This is a genomic window from Vibrio sp. D173a (assembly GCF_030248475.1).
The window spans coordinates 1-19,895 of sequence record NZ_JAHGAH010000032.1 but is presented as its reverse complement, the minus strand read 5'-3'; the positions used below and the strand labels follow the sequence as shown (position 1 = coordinate 19,895).

Annotated in this window: 13 protein-coding genes; 11 read left to right on the top strand and 2 right to left on the bottom strand. The window is 47.0% G+C overall.

The window, feature by feature from the left end:
• The first annotated feature begins 524 nt into the window (after positions 1-524).
• From gltB (KIV40_RS04680) to KIV40_RS04635, 10 genes are all read left to right on the top strand, one after another.
• Positions 525-5,075 (top strand): glutamate synthase large subunit, encoded by a 4,551-nt coding sequence (gene gltB, locus KIV40_RS04680; RefSeq protein WP_285348089.1) that lies wholly within the window; start codon positions 525-527, stop codon positions 5,073-5,075.
• Positions 5,075-6,544, top strand: a complete 1,470-nt coding sequence (locus KIV40_RS04675) for a glutamate synthase subunit beta (protein WP_285348088.1) — start codon at positions 5,075-5,077, stop codon at positions 6,542-6,544. Before gltB (KIV40_RS04680) ends, KIV40_RS04675 begins: the two co-directional genes overlap by 1 nt.
• Positions 6,545-6,996: 452 nt before the next feature.
• Positions 6,997-11,460 carry a glutamate synthase large subunit gene (gene gltB / locus KIV40_RS04670; RefSeq protein WP_285348087.1) on the top strand — a complete coding sequence of 1,488 codons (4,464 nt, stop codon included), beginning with the start codon at positions 6,997-6,999 and terminating at the stop codon, positions 11,458-11,460.
• A 20-nt stretch (positions 11,461-11,480) separates the two neighbouring features.
• Positions 11,481-12,893, top strand: a complete 1,413-nt coding sequence (locus KIV40_RS04665; protein ID WP_005528667.1) for an FAD-dependent oxidoreductase — start codon at positions 11,481-11,483, stop codon at positions 12,891-12,893.
• A 91-nt stretch (positions 12,894-12,984) separates the two neighbouring features.
• Entirely contained in the window at positions 12,985-13,413 is a 429-nt protein-coding gene (locus tag KIV40_RS04660) for a DUF1499 domain-containing protein (protein WP_285348085.1), read from the top strand.
• 65 nt (positions 13,414-13,478) lie between these two features.
• Positions 13,479-14,174 (top strand): 5'-methylthioadenosine/S-adenosylhomocysteine nucleosidase, encoded by a 696-nt coding sequence (mtnN, locus tag KIV40_RS04655; RefSeq protein ID WP_285348084.1) that lies wholly within the window; start codon positions 13,479-13,481, stop codon positions 14,172-14,174.
• A 14-nt stretch (positions 14,175-14,188) separates the two neighbouring features.
• Positions 14,189-15,142 carry a cobalamin biosynthesis family protein gene (locus tag KIV40_RS04650; RefSeq protein ID WP_134977285.1) on the top strand — a complete coding sequence of 318 codons (954 nt, stop codon included), beginning with the start codon at positions 14,189-14,191 and terminating at the stop codon, positions 15,140-15,142.
• The gene (btuF, locus tag KIV40_RS04645) at positions 15,142-15,966 is read left to right on the top strand and encodes a vitamin B12 ABC transporter substrate-binding protein BtuF (RefSeq protein ID WP_285348099.1); all 825 of its coding nucleotides are present in this window, start codon (positions 15,142-15,144) and stop codon (positions 15,964-15,966) included. The genes KIV40_RS04650 and btuF overlap by 1 nt, the downstream gene beginning before the upstream one ends.
• Positions 15,967-16,043: 77 nt before the next feature.
• Positions 16,044-16,664, top strand: coding sequence for a TRIC cation channel family protein (locus KIV40_RS04640; protein ID WP_285348083.1), 621 nt, complete (start codon positions 16,044-16,046; stop codon positions 16,662-16,664).
• A 130-nt stretch (positions 16,665-16,794) separates the two neighbouring features.
• Positions 16,795-17,655 carry a LysR family transcriptional regulator gene (locus tag KIV40_RS04635; RefSeq protein WP_045379595.1) on the top strand — a complete coding sequence of 287 codons (861 nt, stop codon included), beginning with the start codon at positions 16,795-16,797 and terminating at the stop codon, positions 17,653-17,655.
• Here KIV40_RS04635 and KIV40_RS04630 read toward each other — a convergent pair.
• Positions 17,591-18,370, bottom strand: coding sequence for a TSUP family transporter (locus KIV40_RS04630; RefSeq protein WP_009707726.1), 780 nt, complete (start codon positions 18,368-18,370; stop codon positions 17,591-17,593). The genes KIV40_RS04635 and KIV40_RS04630 overlap by 65 nt on opposite strands.
• Before the next feature lie 251 nt (positions 18,371-18,621).
• On the opposite strand from KIV40_RS04630, the gene KIV40_RS04625 reads away from it, so the two are divergent.
• Positions 18,622-19,455 (top strand): hypothetical protein, encoded by an 834-nt coding sequence (locus KIV40_RS04625; protein WP_012126999.1) that lies wholly within the window; start codon positions 18,622-18,624, stop codon positions 19,453-19,455.
• 206 nt (positions 19,456-19,661) lie between these two features.
• Here the strand turns inward: KIV40_RS04625 and KIV40_RS04620 are convergent.
• A partial coding sequence (locus KIV40_RS04620) for a hypothetical protein (RefSeq protein ID WP_285348082.1) occupies positions 19,662-19,895 on the bottom strand: 234 nt, incomplete at its 5' end.

Sequence of the window (19,895 nt, the reverse complement as noted above, 5' to 3'; positions counted from 1 at the left end):
TCTCACTACGATTCATGTAAATAAATTACATCCCTGCAAGAAAAAACAAATAATTCTAGTCAATTCAAACAAACAGGTATCGGTGTGAAATCAATAAAACTGCATAAAATCAACTCAAAAACCGCAATGTTGCGCAAATGTTAAACAAAAAGTGAATATTTAAACGAAAAAATTGGGTCACAAAAGCGACTTTTCGTTGCATTCTCAAGTCACAAAATTGTAGGATACTTACACAACCCCGCTATTTTTGTGACTTTTATTACAACAATAACTGCGGGAATTGTCGGCGATACCCCGCTCCCACCTATATAAGTCACTAAATTGTGGCAATAAATAAAGGGATATCACCAAGGATTGTTTTTCTCGCAAAATTTTTCCTGCGAGATACGGAAAGGAATCAAGACTGGTCAACCTCGGCCAGTGGCGAATCATAAATATAAAGGACAAGACGCAAAGAGCGCACCTAAGGCAGTCGAGATCTGTCCGGGATTCTTGCGTCGACATTGAACTGGAAGGATGTATCTATGGTAGATAGAGAGCAAAATTCACAGGGTCTGTACACTCCGGAGCTGGAGCATGACGCTTGTGGTATCGGTTTTGTTGCTCACCTTAAAAACCGTAAATCTCATGAAGTAGTGACTCAAGCATTGGATATGCTGGCTCGCATGGAACACCGTGGTGGTCAAGGTTGTGACCCATGCAGCGGTGACGGTGCGGGTATCTTGCTACAAAAACCTCATGAATTCCTATTAGAAGAGGCCGTTAAGTTAGGCATTAAATTGCCTTCGTTTGAAAAGTATGGTGTTGGTGTCGTTCTTTTCCCGAAAGACGAATACAAACGCGAACAATGCCGTGACATTCTAGAACGTAACGCACAACGTCTAGACCTTGAAGTTATCGGCTACCGTGTATTGCCGACCGATAACTCCATGATCGGTGCAGACCCACTAAGCACAGAGCCTCAGTTTGAGCATGTGTTTATCTCTGGTGGCCCTGGCATCACACCTGAAGAGCTAGAACGTAAACTGTACGTACTTCGTAACTACACAGTGCGAGTTTGCCTAGAAAGCGTTTCGAACATTGGTGACGACTTCTACATTAACTCCATGTCTTACAAGACATTGGTGTACAAAGGTCAGTTAACGACCGAGCAAGTACCTCAGTACTTCCTTGATCTGCAAAACCCGACCATGGTGACTGCACTGGCACTGGTACACTCTCGTTTCTCTACTAATACCTTCCCGAAATGGCGTCTTGCACAGCCTTTCCGTTACATTGCCCACAACGGTGAAATCAATACAGTTCGCGGTAACTTGAACTGGATGAAAGCCCGTGAAGCAATCCTAGAATCAGACCTGTTTACTCAGGCTGAAATCGACATGCTTCTTCCAATCTGTCAGGAAGGCAGCTCGGATTCATCTAACTTTGACATGGCACTTGAGCTCCTAGTTCTTTCTGGTCGCAGCCTGCCACACGCATTGATGATGATGATCCCGGAAGCATGGCAAGAAAACAAAAACATGGATCCTAAACGTCGCGCGTTCTATCAGTACCACGCGAACATCATGGAACCATGGGATGGTCCTGCTTCAGTATGTTTTACTGATGGTGTTCAAGTTGGTGCGACACTAGACCGTAACGGTTTGCGCCCTTCTCGATACACAGTGACCAAAGACAACTTCCTAGTAATGGCATCTGAATCTGGTGTTGTGGATATTGAGCCAGAGAACGTTGAGTTCCGTGGTCGTCTACAACCAGGTCGTATCTTCGTTGCAGACCTAGAGCAAGGTCGCATCATCTCTGATGAAGAAGTGAAAGACACCATTGCAACGGCGCAGCCTTACGAGAAGTGGGTAGAAGAAAACCTACTGAGCTTGAAGAAGTTGCCAGATGCGAGCAACCAGTTCAGCCAACCTTCTCCAGAGCGTTTGCTACATCGTCAGCAAGCTTTCGGTGTGAGCACTGAAGAAGTGAACGAAATCATCGTTCCAATGGCGAATGATGCGAAAGAGCCATTATCAGCAATGGGTGCCGACTGGCCTCTTGCGGTTCTATCTCATCAATCTCAGCACCTTTCAAACTACTTCAAGCAGCTGTTTGCACAGGTAACTAACCCACCGATCGACCCGATCCGTGAGCGCATGGTTATGTCGCTGAACACTTACTTGGGTAAAGACCAAAACCTTCTGAATGAAACACCACTTCACTGTCAGAAAGTCGAATTGGAATCGCCTGTTCTAGCGAACTCTGAGCTTGAAAAACTGCGTGCGATCGATAACGAGCACCTACAAGCGAAGACGCTGGATATCGTATTCCAAGCCAATGAAGATCAAGGCAAGCTCGAACGTGCACTAAAACGTATCTGCCAATACGCAGAAGACGCAGTTATCGATGGTTACTCAATCATCCTACTAACTGACCGTGCAGTGAACTCAAACCACGCGGCGATCCCAGCAATGCTGGCAGTTGGTGCAGTGCACCACCACTTGATCCGTAAAGGTCTACGTGCGAAGTGTGACATCGTGGTTGAAACCGGTGATGCGCGTGAAACGCACCACTTTGCAACGCTACTTGGTTACGGTGCAAACGCAGTTAACCCATACCTAGTAATTGAAACCATCATTGAACTTCAACGTACGAAGAAGTTGGCTCCAGAAGCGAACCCTCGCGACCTGTTCAACAACTACCGTAAAGCGATCAATGGCGGTCTTCTGAAGATCTTCTCGAAGATGGGTATTTCAACGCTACAATCGTACCACGGTGCGCAAATCTTCGAAGCCTTGGGTATCCACAAGTCAGTGGTCGACAAATACTTCACTGGTACGGTTTCTCGTATCCAAGGTCTAACCCTTGATGATATCGCCAAAGAAGTGCTGATCCGTCACCGCATCGGTTACCCACAACGCGAAATCCCAATTCAAATGCTGGATGTTGGTGGTGTTTACCAATGGAAACAGCGTGGTGAGAAGCACCTATTCAATCCAGAGACTATTTCTCTACTGCAAGAGTCTACGCGCAACAAGAACTACGAACAGTTCAAGCAATACGCGACTGCTGTAGATAAGCAAGGCGACAACGCGGTAACTCTGCGTAGTCAACTTGAGTTCATTAAGAACCCTGCCGGTTCTATCTCTATCGACGAAGTCGAGCCAATTGAAAGCATCGTGAAACGCTTCGCGACTGGTGCAATGTCATTCGGTTCTATTTCTTACGAAGCACACTCCACACTGGCTGTTGCGATGAACCGCCTTGGCGCGAAATCGAACTCTGGTGAAGGTGGTGAAGACCCAATGCGTTTCGAACGCAAAGAGAACGGCGATTGGGAACGCTCTGCAATCAAGCAGGTGGCTTCAGGTCGTTTCGGCGTAACCTCTTACTACCTAACTAACGCTGAAGAGCTACAAATCAAAATGGCTCAGGGTGCGAAGCCAGGTGAAGGTGGTCAGCTACCAGGCGATAAAGTAGATGACTGGATCGGTGCAACACGTCACTCGACTCCGGGCGTTGGTCTTATCTCGCCACCGCCACACCACGATATCTACTCAATCGAGGATTTGGCTCAGCTTATCTACGACTTGAAGAACGCGAACCGCGCGGGTCGTGTAAACGTGAAGCTGGTATCGGAAGCTGGCGTAGGTACGATCGCTTCTGGTGTAGCGAAAGCGAAAGCGGACGTTGTACTTATCGCAGGTTTCGACGGCGGTACAGGTGCATCCCCAATGTCTTCAATCCGTCATACAGGTCTTCCTTGGGAACTTGGTTTGGCAGAAACGCACCAAACGCTACTGAAGAACGGTCTACGTAATCGTATCGTGGTTCAAGCGGATGGTCAGATGAAGACACCTCGCGACCTAGCAGTGGCAACACTACTTGGTGCAGAAGAATGGGGCGTGGCAACCGCAGCCTTGGTGGTTGAAGGTTGTATCATGATGCGTAAGTGTCATAAGAACACCTGTCCTGTTGGTATCGCGACTCAAAACAAGACGCTTCGTGAGCGCTTTGATGGTCGCGTAGAAGACGTCGTCACCTTCTTCCAATACATGGCACAAGGTCTGCGTGAAATCATGGCTGAACTTGGCTTCCGCACTATCGATGAGATGGTCGGTCAAGGCCAGAAGCTGAAGATTCGCCAAGACGTTTCTCACTGGAAATACAAGAACCTAGATCTGTCTCCTGTTCTCCACGTTGAGCAACCACGTGAAGCTGATGGTGTATTCAACCAAGCTCAGCAAAACCACAACCTAGAAGAAGTACTAGACCGTAAGCTGATTCAAGCAGCGATTCCTGCACTCGAGAAAGGCGAAGCGGTGAACGCCGAGTTCCCTATCGTCAACACAGACCGCTCTGCAGGTACCATGTTGTCGAACGAAATATCGAAAGTGTACAAAGATGCGGGTCTACCTCAACCAATGAACGTGAAGTTCAAAGGTTCTGCGGGTCAGTCATTCGGTGCATTCCTCGCTAAGGGCGTGAAGTTTGAAGTGGAAGGCGACGCGAACGACTACTGGGGTAAAGGCTTATCTGGCGGTACCTTAGTACTTTACCCGGATGCGAAATCAAGCATTGTCGCGGAAGACAATATCGTGGTTGGTAACGTGTGTTTCTACGGTGCAACTTCGGGTGAGTCTTTCATTCGCGGTATGGCTGGCGAACGTTTCTGTGTTCGTAACTCAGGCGCGAAAGTAGTAGTAGAAGGCGTCGGTGACCACGGTTGTGAATACATGACGGGCGGTGCAGCCCTCATCCTTGGTTCAACAGGTCGTAACTTTGCCGCAGGTATGAGTGGCGGTGTGGCTTACGTATGGGATAAATCAGGCGACTTTGAGTCAAAACTGAACCCAGAGCTAGTAGACCTAGATCCAATCGAGCAAGAAGACAGAGATCTATTACTCGACATGCTAACTAAGCATGTTCAATTCACAGGAAGTGAAGTCGCTCAGTCTTTCCTAGACAACTTTGAAGCAAGCCTAGCCTCTATGGTTAAGGTAATGCCGCGTGACTACAAAGCGGTTCTTCAAAAGCGTAAAGCTGAAGCACAGTCTCAAGGAAACGAAACTCAAGTGGAGGCCGTATAATGGGTAAGCCTACTGGATTTTTAGAGCATGGTCGTGAACTACCACAGAAGATCGACCCAACTGAACGTATCAAGAACAACAAAGAGTTCGTTCTGAACGAGGAGTTTGGTGACAAGATCAATACTCAAGCTTCTCGTTGTATGGATTGTGGTGTGCCGTTTTGTCATAACGGCTGCCCTATCGGTAACATCATCCCAGAGTTTAACGACGCAGTTTATCGTGATAGCTGGGAAGAAGCATGGAACATTCTAAGCTCAACCAATAACTTCCCAGAGTTCACTGGTCGTGTTTGCCCAGCTCCATGTGAAAGTGCTTGTGTCCTTGGTATCAATCAAGATCCAATCACTATCTGTAATATCGAGAAAACCATCGTGGAAACGGCGTATCGTGAAGGGTACGCCAAACCAAAAACACCACGCTCTCGCACAGGCAAAACCGTTGCGATCATCGGTTCGGGCCCTGCTGGCCTTGCGGCTGCTGAGCAACTAAACAGCGCTGGCCATACTGTGACAGTATTCGAGCGAGACGAGAAAGTAGGCGGTCTGCTACGTTTTGGTATCCCAGATTTCAAACTGGGTATGGACGTGATTGATCGTAAGATCAACTTGATGGCAGAAGCAGGTATTGAATTCAAAGTTAATCAACACGTTGGTGTTGATGTGAATGCCCAGCAGCTGCGTCAAGAGTTCGATGTGGTTCTACTAACGGGTGGTTCAACCGTTCCTCGTGATTTGCCAGTTCCGGGGCGTGAGCTAAAAGGCGTTCACTTCGCAATGGAATTCCTAGGTAAAAACAACCGCCGTGCCAACAACATGGATCTCAAGGGTGAAGAACTTCACGCTGCGGGTAAACATGTTGTCGTTATCGGTGGTGGTGATACGGGTTCTGACTGTGTAGGTACATCAAACCGCCACGGTGCAGCAAGCATCACTCAGGTTGAAATCATGCCGATTCCACCAGAGAAACGCCCTGCCAATATGCCATGGCCACAGTACCCGATGATTCTACGTACTTCGACGTCTCATGAAGAAGGAGTTGATCGTCACTGGAATATCCTAACCAAAGAGTTCATCGGCAATGACAAAGGTGAAGTTACAGGCCTTCGTTTAGCTGATATCGTTTGGCAAGATGCGAAACCAGGCGAGCGTCCAAGCTTCAAAGAAGTAGAAGGCAGCGAGCGTGTGATTCCATGTGATATGGCATTTCTAGCGATGGGCTTCCTACACCCTGAACCAACAGGCGTACTTGCTCAACTGGATATCGCGCTAGATGATCGCGGTAACGTAGCAACTCAAGGTTTTGCTACTAACCAAGAAGGTGTATTTGCTGCTGGTGATATGCGAACAGGCCAATCTTTGGTGGTTCGTTGTATCAATGAAGGCCGCGAATGTGCCCGTGCTATCGATGATTACCTAATGGGTGGCACGAACCTAGAAGCAAAAGCAGATTCACTGATGCTTTCAGCTTAAAGGGAGTGCGCTCACTTCCTCTTTTCGAGGCATAAATCCAGCCATCAGTACTATCGATGGCTGGTTGTCAGGAAAGAAAATAGTTCCTTCCAATCTTTTTATTTTGACCAGCATTTTGTGCTGGTCTTTTTTATTCCCTTCAGAATCAAATGTTACTTTTTTGTAACAACTACTTTTCTATCTCACTGTTTTTCTTGAACTATTTCAGCCAATTAAATGGTAAATCGCATATTCACGCGATGATTCACTAATAACTTGACCTTTTTTACAATAAGCTATAGCTTGTGAAGTTGGTGAAAATAAAACACACAATTTTTGTTAATATATTTGACGAATTTTATTGAATAGATATACATAAAACTTAGAGAGTGACGCATAGTTAGTCATCATTATCAACTTGAGCAGTGTTGATATATCTGTCGGGATGACAGATAAGCAAAGGGAGAATTGCAATGGCTCTTTATGATCCAAGTCTTGAGAAAGACAACTGTGGATTTGGCTTAATCGCGCACATGGAAGGCGAGCAAAGTCACAAGCTGGTACGTACAGCAATTTCTGCACTTGATCGCATGACCCACCGTGGTGGCATCGCCGCCGATGGTAAAACCGGTGATGGTTGTGGTCTTCTTTTACAAAAGCCCGATTCCTATTTACGCCTTATCGCTGAAGAAAGTGACTTCAACCTTGGCAAGCAATACGCCATAGGAATGATTTTCTTCAACCAAGACCCGGTGAAAGCTCAACTAGCTAAAGACATCATCAACAAAGAGCTCGCACAAGAGACTCTGACGGTGGCAGGGTGGCGTGAAGTACCAACCAATTCAGAAGTACTCGGCCCAATCGCCGCCGATTCACTTCCAGACATTCAACAAGTATTTATCTCTGCTCCGGCAGGTTGGCGCGAGCGTGACATTGAACGTCGTCTCTACATCGCACGTCGTCGCATCGAGAAACAAATCACCGAAGATCCTGATTTCTACATCTGTAGCTTGTCAACACAAGTTTTGGTGTATAAAGGCTTGTGCATGCCTGCGGACTTACCGCGCTTCTATCTTGATCTTGCTGATCTACGCATGGAATCTGCTATCTGCCTGTTCCACCAGCGTTTTTCTACCAACACTCAACCGCGTTGGCCATTAGCTCAACCGTTCCGTTACCTTGCACATAATGGTGAGATCAACACTATCGAAGGTAACAGACAGTGGGCGCGAGCGCGTGCTTACAAGTTCTCGTCACCACTGCTGCCGGACCTACAAACCGCAGCACCGTTTGTGAACGAGACAGGTTCAGATTCTTCCAGCTTAGATAATATGTTGGATCTATTCCTTTCTGGCGGTATGGATATCTTCCGTGCCATGCGCATGCTTGTGCCACCAGCATGGCAAAACCACCCAGACATGAACCCGGATCTGCGAGCGTTTTACGACTTCAACTCCAAGCACATGGAGCCATGGGATGGTCCGGCAGGTATCGTATTGTCCGACGGCCGTTACGCTGCATGTAACCTAGACCGAAATGGTCTGCGCCCTGCACGTTATGTGATTACTAAAGACAAATTTATCACCCTAGCATCAGAGGTAGGGATTTGGGATTACGCTCCCGATGAAGTTGCCGAGAAAGGCCGTGTTGGTCCGGGTGAACTGCTGGTTGTCGATACTCGTAAAGGTAAGCTTTGGCAGTCTAGCGAGATCGATAACGATCTGAAATCTCGCCACCCTTACCGCGAATGGATGGAAAACAACGTTCGCAAACTCACACCTTTTGCTCAGCTACCTGAAGATCAAGTGGGGGAGCGCAGCTTTGATGAAGACTTGCTTAAGACTTATCAAAAGCAATTCGCCATGAGCAATGAAGAAGTCGATCAAGTTCTGCGCGTCCTTGGTGATATGGGCCAAGAAGCGGTCGGCTCTATGGGTGATGACACCCCAATGGCCGTTCTCTCGTCGAAAGAGCGCTTGGTGACTGATTACTTCCGCCAAAAGTTCGCTCAGGTAACCAACCCGCCAATCGATCCATTGCGTGAAAAACACGTTATGTCACTGGCGACCAGTATTGGTCAGGAGATGAACGTCTTCTGTGAAACCGATGGCCACGCCTACCGAGTGACCTTCGATTCGCCAGTATTACTTTACTCAGACATGCAGCAATTGCTTGAGCTTGGTGACGATCACTACCGTAATACCATTCTCGATATCAACTACGATCCACAACAGAAAGATCTCAAACAAGCCATTGATGATCTGTGTGAGCAAGCAGAACAAGTGGTGCGTGAAGGCACGGTTCTAGTCGTGCTTTCAGATCGCGCTTTAGTCAAAGGCAAGCTGCCAATTCCTGCAGCAATGGCGGTCGGTGCGGTTCAAACTCGCTTGATTGATGCGAACTTACGTTGTGATGCCAACATTGTTGTTGAGACCGCAACTGCACGTGACCCACACCAATTTGCTGTCTTGCTTGGCTTTGGCGCCACTGCAGTTTACCCATACCTAGCTTATGAAGCGCTAGGTAAGCTGATTGATGATAAAGCGCTAGAAAAAGACTACCGCGATGTGATGCAAAACTACCAATACGGCATCAACAAAGGTCTGTACAAGATCATGTCGAAAATGGGGATTTCTACCATCGCCTCTTACCGTTGCTCGCAACTGTTTGAAGCGGTTGGCTTGAGCCAAGAAGTGGTCGATTTGTGCTTTAAAGGTGTTACAACTCGTATTGAAGGCGCGAACTTCGACGACTTCCAACAAGATTTGTACAACCTTTCTCGTAAAGCTTGGGCAAAACGTAAGGCCATCGAGCATGGTGGTCTATTGAAATATGTCCACGGTGGTGAATATCACGCCTACAACCCAGACGTGGTTGGCACACTGCAAACTGCGGTTAAATCAGGCGAAAGTAACGATTATCAGAGCTTTGCTAAGCAGGTGAACCAACGCCCTGTTGCCATGCTGCGTGACTTAATGGCGCTGAAAAAATCAGACTCACCGCTACCTTTAGAGCAAATTGAGCCTAGCACTGAGCTCTTCAAACGCTTTGATTCTGCGGCGATGTCCATTGGCGCACTTAGCCCAGAAGCGCACGAAGCACTTGCAACAGCGATGAACCGTCTTGGTGGTTACTCCAACTCGGGTGAAGGCGGTGAAGATCCTCGTCGCTTCGGTACAGAGCGTAACTCGCGTATCAAGCAGATTGCTTCCGGGCGATTTGGTGTTACCCCTCACTACCTAACCAATGCTGACGTACTGCAGATCAAGGTCGCACAGGGTGCGAAGCCGGGCGAAGGTGGTCAGTTACCAGGACACAAAGTCACCGCAGAAATTGCAAAACTGCGTTATTCGGTACAGGGGGTGACTCTGATCTCCCCTCCTCCGCACCACGATATTTATTCGATTGAAGACTTAGCCCAGCTGATCTTTGACCTAAAACAAGTCAATCCAAATACGCTGGTTTCGGTGAAGTTAGTTTCTGAACCAGGCGTCGGCACCATCGCAACAGGTGTCGCGAAGGCCTACGCTGATCTCATTACCATCTCGGGTTACGACGGCGGTACCGCAGCAAGCCCACTAACCTCAGTGAAATACGCAGGTAGCCCTTGGGAGTTGGGACTAGCAGAGACACAACAAGCACTGGTTGCTAATGGCCTACGCCATAAGATCCGTCTGCAAGTAGATGGTGGTCTAAAAACGGGTCTAGACGTAGTGAAAGCGGCGATTCTCGGTGCAGAAAGCTTCGGTTTTGGTACTGCGCCAATGGTGGCAATGGGTTGTAAGTTCCTACGTATTTGTCACCTCAACAACTGTGCGACTGGAGTCGCGACTCAGGACGAGACACTACGTAAAGAGTACTTCAAAGGTCTACCGGAAATGGTGATGAACTACTTCATCGGTCTGGCGGACGAAGTGCGTGGATTGCTCGCTGAACTTGGTGTTGAAAAACTGACTGACTTGATTGGTCGCACGGATTTGTTGGAAACCGTTGAAGGTCTGACAGCGAAACAAACCAAGCTGGATTTGTCGAATATCCTTGAGGCACCAGTCTCTCCAGACGGACACCCTCTTTACTGGACACAGCCAAACACACCATTTGATAAAGCAGAGCTAAACAACAAGATCATCGAAGACGCACTACAAGCGGTTGAAAAACGTCAATCTGCTAGCTTCTTCTACAACGTGATCAACACCGACCGCTCTGTTGGTGCTCGCCTATCTGGTGAAATCGCTCAGCGTTACGGCAACCAAGGCATGGCGGCGACGCCAATCAAACTGCATTTGGATGGCACTGCAGGCCAGTCATTTGGCGTTTGGAACGCGGGTGGCGTAGAGCTTTACCTCACTGGTGATGCCAACGACTACGTAGGTAAAGGCATGGCTGGCGGTAAGGTGGTTATCAAACCTCACCTTGGCACTGCATTTAAGTGTAATGAAGCGACCATCATTGGTAACACGTGTTTGTACGGCGCGACCGGCGGTAAGTTGTTTGCGGCAGGTAAAGCAGGTGAGCGTTTCGGCGTACGTAACTCAGGTACGATTGCTGTTATTGAAGGCGCTGGCGATAACGCTTGTGAATACATGACCGGCGGTATTGTTGCCATTCTTGGCGCGACAGGCGTGAACTTTGGCGCAGGCATGACTGGCGGTTTTGCTTACGTATTGGATGAGAACCAAGATTTCCAAGGTCGCGTGAACAACGAGTCTGTTGAAGCGATTTCTCTGTCAGATCTCTACATCCATCAAGAGCACTTACGTGGTCTTATTGCCGAACATCTTGAAGAAACCGGCTCTAGCCACGCAGAAGATATCTTGGCGAACTTTGATGAATGGATTCCAAAGTTCTACTTGGTGAAACCACAAGCGGCGGACTTGCGCACGCTACTTGGTCACCAGAGTCGCAGTGCCGCAGAACTGCGCGTTCAAGCCCAGTAATCATGGAGGATGTTTGAATCATGAGTCAGAACGTTTATCAATTTATCGATGTTCAACGCGTAGATCCTGCGAAAAAGCCTATCAAAGTTCGTAAGATCGAATTCGTTGAAATCTATGAACCGTTTACCAAACAACAAGCGACTGCGCAGGCGGATCGCTGCTTGGATTGTGGTAACCCATATTGTGAATGGAAGTGCCCAGTCCACAACTACATTCCTCAATGGCTAAAGTTAGCCAATGAAGGTCGTATCCTTGAGGCCGTTGAGCTATCACACCAAACCAACAGCTTGCCTGAAGTTTGTGGCCGCGTATGTCCGCAAGATCGTCTATGCGAGGGCTCTTGTACTCTCAATGAGGACTTTGGTGCAGTCACTATAGGTAACGTTGAAAAATACATTACCGACAAAGCCTTTGAAATGGGCTGGAAACCTGACATGTCCAAGGTGGAATGGACTGACAAAAAGGTTGCCATCATTGGTGCAGGCCCTGCAGGCTTGGCAGCCGCTGATATCCTAGTGCGCAATGGCGTGAAACCTGTCGTATTTGACCGCTATCCTGAAATTGGAGGCCTACTGACCTTCGGTATCCCTTCGTTCAAGCTTGAAAAAGGCGTAATGGAAAACCGCCGTCGCGTCTTCACCGAGATGGGCGTAGAGTTCCAGATGAATGTCGAAGTAGGTAAAGATGTACAGATGCAAGAGCTACTTGATGAGTACGATGCCGTCTTTTTGGGTGTTGGTACTTACAAGTACATGCGTGCGGGACTAGAAAATGAAGGTGCGCCGGGCGTTTACGATGCTCTGCCATTCTTGATTTCAAATACTTACAAGGTCATGGGCTTGGAGCACGACAAACCTTTTATCGACATGGCAAAACAACGCGTCGTCGTACTTGGTGGTGGTGATACCGCAATGGACTGTGTTCGTACCTCTATCCGCCAAGGTGCGTCAAACGTGGTATGTGCTTACCGTCGTGATGAAGCCAATATGCCCGGCTCTCGCCGCGAGGTGAAAAACGCCAAAGAAGAAGGCGTGAAGTTTATGTTCAACCTCCAGCCTTTAGGAATTGAAGTCGATTCGTCAGGTAAGGTCTCGGGGGTCAAAGTGGTGAAAACTGCCCTTGGCGAGCCTGATGAAGCGGGTCGTCGCCGTCCAGAACCCGTCGAAGGCAGCGAGCACGTTCTACCAGCAGACGTTGTTATCATGGCGTTTGGTTTCCAACCACACAAAATGGACTGGCTAGCTCCGTTTGATGTCGAATTGGACCAATGGGGCCGCATCAAAGCTCCTGCGAAACAAGAGTTCCAATTCCAGACCAGCAACAAAAAGATCTTCGCTGGTGGCGATGCGGTACGAGGCTCTGATCTGGTCGTGACCGCGATTGATGAAGGTCGAAAAGCCGCAGAAGGTATTCTCGATTACCTTGAAGTTTAATCACAGCTAACGTCTCAAAAAGGATCCTACTATTGGATCCTTTTTTCTTTTATTACATATAATTAAATTCCTAAGATAAGGGATAGAACCAATGAAAAAAACCGCTCTCCTTTCCATTACTTTGCTCGGCTTAACCGCTTGTAGCCAAGGAGTCACAACCATGACGGATCGTTCTCAATCACCTTGTGGTGACAAACCCAACTGCGTCTCCACCCAAGACACGCGTGAAGAATACAACCTAACACCATTCACCCTAACCGAATCCACGAACATCGATGCAATTGAGCAAGTGGCGCTTGAACTGCCAGGCGCGAAGACAGCCGTTAAAGAAGGCAATTATCTACGTTTCGAATGCACATCTAAAATCATGCGCTTTGTGGACGATTTAGAGCTTAAGATCGAAGGCGATAAGCTCATTGTTCGCTCAGAATCTCGCGTTGGCTATTCAGATTTTGGCGTGAACCGTAAGCGTGCCGAACAATTACGTTCACTGTTGGCGAATGCTGGATTAATCAAATAACAACCACATATTGGTGCAGAGTGGTATACTCTCGCCAACTTTAATTTTTATCGAAAGAGAGTGTTATGAAAGTTGGTATCATCGGTGCGATGGAACAAGAAGTCACCATCCTGAAAGAAGCAATGACAAACTGCCAAACAGTAAACAAAGCAGGTTGTACGTTTTTCTCTGGTCAGATTAACGACGTTGATGTGGTACTGCTTCAATCTGGCATCGGTAAAGTAGCGGCAGCAGTTGGTACAACCATTCTGCTAGACGAGTACCAACCAGATGTGGTTATCAACACTGGTTCTGCAGGCGGCTTTGACTCAAGCCTAAACCTAGGCGACGTTGTTATCTCAACAGAAGTTCGTCACCACGATGCAGACGTAACGGCGTTTGGCTACGAAATGGGTCAAATGGCAGGCCAACCAGCAGCATTCAAAGCGGATGAGAAGTTAATGGACCTTGCTGAAAAAGCAATGGCTCAAATGGAAAACACTCACGCAGTTCGCGGCCTGATCTGTACTGGTGATGCGTTTGTTTGCACAGCAGAACGCCAAGAGTTTATCCGTAAACACTTCCCTTCAGTTATCGCTGTAGAGATGGAAGCATCTGCTATCGCTCAAACTTGTCACCAATTCAACACACCGTTTGTTGTTGTTCGTGCTATCTCTGACGTAGCAGACAAAGAATCGCCAATGAGCTTCGAAGAGTTCCTACCGCTAGCAGCGAAAAGCTCTTCAGAAATGGTATGCAAAATGTTGGAACTGACTAAGTAAGTCCCCAGAATTTCATGGAAGAAATATTTCAACAGCTCTATGCCAATGGTGCGCTCCTCGTCATGTGGGGCGCATTACTATTCCACTTATTAATCCCTATTCCTCACGCTGCTCATCCTGTGACTTTGTGGCATAAATTCGCAGAACAACTGGCGAACAAAGTTAATAACAACCATAACTACTCACAAAGCATTCTCTCTGGCGGACTCGCACTTCTTCTTATGCTTGTACCCTGCTTGATATTACTGCTCGCGATGAAACCTTTAGTTTGGCAAGCGCCCTTATTTGAGCTGGCATTACTGCTTATTGCTCTCGACTGGCGAAACAACGAATCACTTGCGAAACAACTCGTTACTGCGATGTCTAATGAGAACAAAGCACAGTGCCGAGCACTACTAAAACCTTACCTTAATCGAGATACCGAGAGCTTATCACTGCTTGGGATTGGTAAAGCTGGTGCAGAGACCATCATCATGGGTTACGGACGTAACGTTGTGTGCGTGTTGTTCTGGTATGGATTGACTGGTGGAATTGGCGCATTAATGTATCGCCTAACGGCAGAGCTCGCTCGTGCTTGGTCCCCAAGTCGCCGCCAGTATTCACCTTTTGGTAAGCCTGCTATTCAGCTAACGGCTGCATTGGAGGTTGTTCCTTTACGCTTGTTTGCCGTGTTCATTAGCATGGGTAAAAACCTATCGAGTGTTTCGATTGCCATGCTTCAACAAGCGAAGTCTTGGCCACTTCCGGGGCCAGCTTGGTTGTTGTGCTCAATTGGTAACAAACTTCAATTGTCACTTGGCGGCCCAGCGCTGTACCAAGGTCAAAGAGCTGAACGAGCGAAAATTGGTGGTCGTATAGCACCATCTGCTATTCATTTAGCACAAATCCAAACCCTCATTGTGTGGCGTATTTTTGCTTGGATCGTTATCCAAAGCCTGATTCTCGGACTCATTTATCAAGGACTATGATGAAGAAACTTTGTTTTGCTCTTGCTCTTATCTTCTCTGCCGCTTCTTTTGCCAATGAACCAGCTCAACGCGTCATCAGCCTGGCACCACACTCAACAGAAATCGCCTATGCTGCAGGTCTTGGTGACAAACTGATTGCCGTCAGTGAGATGAGTGACTACCCAGAACAAGCTAAAGATTTAGAGAAAGTATCAAACTATCAAGGCATCAAGTTAGAGCGCATCATTGCCCTTCAACCCGATTTGGTTATCGCTTGGCCAGCAGGTAATCCAGCCAAAGAGCTTGAAAAGCTCAAGCAGTTTGGCATTCCTATCTACTACTCAACTACCGGAACGTTAGAAGACATCGCTACGAACATTGGGCAACTTAGCCAGTACAGTGAGAAGCCAGAAGTTGGGCAAAAAGCCGCCGCAGAATTCCGCGCGCAGTTAGAAGCATTAAAAGAAAAATACAATACCGAGGATAAAGTCAGTTACTTCTATCAATTAAGTGAGAAACCGATCATCACCGTTGCGGGCAAGAACTGGCCAAGTGAAGTCTTCACCTTCTGTGGTGGCGAGAATATCTTTGCTAAAGGCAGTGCCCCTTACCCACAAGTCAGCATCGAGCAAGTGATTACTCGCCAACCCGAAGTCCTGTTTACCTCTCGCCATGCCATGAGTAATGATGGCATGTGGGCTGAATGGAAAAACGACCTCCCTGCGTTAAAGAACAACCACGTTTGGTCACTCAATTCCGATTGGATCAACCGCCCAACCCCAAGAACCTTAAACGCGATCACAGAGGTGTGTGAACACTTTGAAACCGTTCGGCAAAAACGCTAACGTTTTCGTTGGAAATCCCGTACAATTTCCGTCCCATTTCTGTTCCCCCACAATTTGTTTAAAAGGTACCAAGTAACATGGACTCCATGCTGCTTTATATGATCGATTTATTCGGTACTGCTGTCTTTGCGGTTTCTGGCGTTTTACTCGCAGGCCGATTAAAGATGGATCCTTTCGGTGTGATCGTACTCGGTAGTGTGACAGCTATTGGCGGCGGCACCATTCGTGATATGGCGCTTGGCGCAACCCCGGTATTCTGGATCACTGACACCACTTATCTTTGGGTAATTTTCATCACTTGTTTGCTCACCATGATTATCATTCGTCGCCCTAAGCGCTTGCCTTGGTGGGTTCTACCTGTCTGTGACGCCATTGGTTTGGCGGTATTCGTCGGTATCGGTGTCGAGAAAGCTCTCGCCTACAATGCTTCTGGCATGGTAGCGGTGATCATGGGCGTGATCACTGGCTGCGGTGGCGGTATTATCCGTGATGTACTGGCTCGCGAGGTACCCATGGTACTGCGAAGTGAAGTCTATGCGACCGCATGTATCATAGGCGGAATTTTCCATACAACGGCATTGAGTATGGGACACGACCATTCAGTCGCCCTACTCGCAGGTGTCATCTCAACCTTGATTATTCGCCTTGGTGCGATTCGCTGGCATTTGTCACTGCCAACCTTTGCTATCAATCGTTGAGCGATACCAATCAATTTACGCAAAAGAGCCGACTGATACGTCGGCTCTTTTTGTTTGTAAAATCACCTGTCGCTTCTCATCTCAAGCTTGGCTATATTAGGCCTATTATTCCCAATATTCATGGATAGACATGTTACTGGAAGGTATCGAAACACTATTAGTTTTAAGCAAAGCGAAAACAATGAGTCGCACTGGGAGTTTGCTGTATATCAGCCAATCTGCGGTGAGTAAACGTATCGCGAACCTAGAGAAAAAACTGGGAAAAAAACTTGTCGAACCGTCGGGGAGAACCATTAAACTCACACCTGATGGCATGGCTTTGATCGAGAATATTGGCCCTTCTTTTAACGAGTTACGTGGCCTTATCTATGAACAGCAAGAGCTAGAAGACACATCATTAATCACCCTCGATAGCTCAAAGTCTCTTATTGCGGGTTATCTTGGAAAAACCATTGGTGATTACCTCAAGCAAGATCAGTACTTAACCATAACCACCAACCACAGCCCTAGAATCGTTGAGCGAGTTCAATCCGGTAAAGCGACCATTGGGCTTTGCGCTGGTTTGCTTCCACCACATCACGGCTTGATGGCTTTTCATCTGTGCGATGAACCTTTTTTCCTCGTTAGTGATCAACCACTGAATGAACTACCGAAAAAAGTCATCACAAATGATTTAGCTAACCCGTCCAATAGCTACCAACTGCCTGCATTAGAGAAAATCGGCATCAAACCATTGATGGAAATGGATGCCTACACTGCTGCAGCCCAACTTGCACTTGGAGGGGCAGCGCCAGCATTAATACCGTTATCGATCGTTAGAGCGTTAAAGATCCCTGACCATCACTGCTTTATGTTCGAACAACTGACATCTTTAATTCGACCGATTCATATCTGCGTTAGGCAAAACGTGTACCAGTCACCAAGAGTTAAAACAGTGATAGAAACCATTGGTGATGTTGTTGCCAGAGAAGTTTCGCGGCCATCAGCATAGACATAGTAATCACCAAAGGTCGAATCCACTTTTGGCCTTTGGTCACCACTACTTTGGCACCAAGCTGAGCACCAATAAAGCCCCCCACAGCCATGGTCAGACCGATTTCCCAAACAGGCAAGCCAGCAAGAATAAAGAACAGCAGGGCCGCGATATTTGAGGTGAAGTTGAGAATCTTAGTACGAGCGGTCGCATCAACTAAAGAGAAGTGACCCAGTGCGACAAAGCAAAGCGCGAAGATAGAGCCAGTACCTGGACCAAAAAAGCCATCGTAAAAGCCCACGCCGCCACCAACGCACAAAGCGAACATCGCTTCAGAGAGCTTTGGCTCCCCTTCCGCGGCTTTCGAAGTTGAAGAGAGCAAAAAATAGAGTGAAATCGCGATCAGCAAGACAGGGATAAGACTAGTGAGCACACCGGCATCAATAAACTGCACAGCCTCTGCGCCAATAGCGGAACCAATAAAGGTGCATAGAATCGCTAAGCGCATCTCTTTAAGGCTAACAATGCCATTACGCACAAAGTACCAACTGGCAGAAAAGCTTCCAAACGAGCTTTGGAGTTTGTTGGTCGCCAATGCCTGAGTAGGACTTAAGCCTGCTGCCAACAAAGCAGGCAGCGTCAAGAGGCCACCACCTCCCGCCATCGCATCAATAAATCCCGCAGCGGATGCGACAAAAAACAGGGCAATTAAGATTTCGAACGTAACTTCCACTTGTGCGTCCTTGTAAATATTTGTAACTAAGATGAGGCAACGATAGCACTGCCAAGCAAACGCACAAAAGGAAACTCAAGACACTAACCTATTCCACATTTTCATCAATTAGAAAGTTCTAAGAAATGATACGTTAAATGTATCAATTACATTTCCAATAGAATTGACTCTCAAGAGCATTTCAAATTTTTGATGGGAAAGAAAAACACTGGCCTAATCTGGTAAATTCAATCTTATAGAAAGTGAAAACAATGGATGCTTTAGGGATTCGCCCATCAATAAAAGAGCAACAGTTACGCTCTCATATAGAACAAACCGTAAGTCTAAAACAGCTCTTTAAAGTCATAGACTCTAGGCCTGAAACTTCGGGTGCTGGGGTTATTTATATCGATAGCAAATTTACCATTATTCGCTTGAGAGACTTTAAGTCTACATGCCGTATCAACCCCATTTTCATCGTCTTACGTGAGCCGATAAAAGCTCAAACCACGCATGAGTTTGCAAAAGAGATAAAACAAGAAGAGCCAAAATCCAAGTTCCATCAAGAACTTTTGTCAGCGAGCATTAGCTGCGTTGGAGCTGCTATTGGGTGGCTTGGTGTTATTGGCTCCGGTTTGACAATACCTATTAGTGGTCCCGCTGGTTTAGCCATGTCCTATATTTCATTTGGAGCGACTGCCGCGGCTACAGCTAAATGCTCTATAGGAGTAGCAAGAACTGTAATGGCTTCAAAATCACCAGATAAGCTATCTAATTTAGACAGTAATGAATGGTACCAAAACACAACAAAAGCTTTAGATTACATGTCTTTAGCTGGGGCTAGTGTAAGCGGATATCAGACAACAAAAATGGTTCTATCTCTCAAACAAACCACCGGAAAAGGAGTCTCCGAGATCCTAAAAGGACTAAACAGACAAGAACGAGCAAACTTAACTAAAGAAATTGTCCGTAAAAACCTTCCTACGTTTTCAAGTAAAGCGCGCAAGCAGCTTACGCTGTCTGGGGTGATACCTAAAGGTATTCACAAGCAACGATTTCTACGTCTGTTTCCCATCAACTCCTCGACGCTATTGGAGGCTCAGTGAGCATAGTTGGAAGCGGCTATTCAGGTGAGATCAAAAACCTTGCCATTGGCATTTATGAGGAGTTGAAAGTTGAATACTGAATCGATTGGCATTGTGAACATATTAGTAAGCATATGCTTATATTTAGCTTTAACCATTGGTCTAGCAATAAGCCTAAGTATCTGGAATGAATGGTTTTCTATCACTCAACAAATGGAACTCGATACTTATTTCATTCTCTTCGGTACCATAACTGCAACAGTAATATGTGTGCCAAACATTCTGACTATAAGCAAGGGATTGAGTATTGCAGCGAAAGTAAACTTGTTCACCATTGCATTTATTCTTGTTACTTGCAGCGCTAATTTTGTTATTACAAATGGCAGTACTATTGCTTCATCTTTAGGGACGTTACTTTCAGTTATCAGTTTGATGCTATACAAAGTAAGCGCTCCATAAAA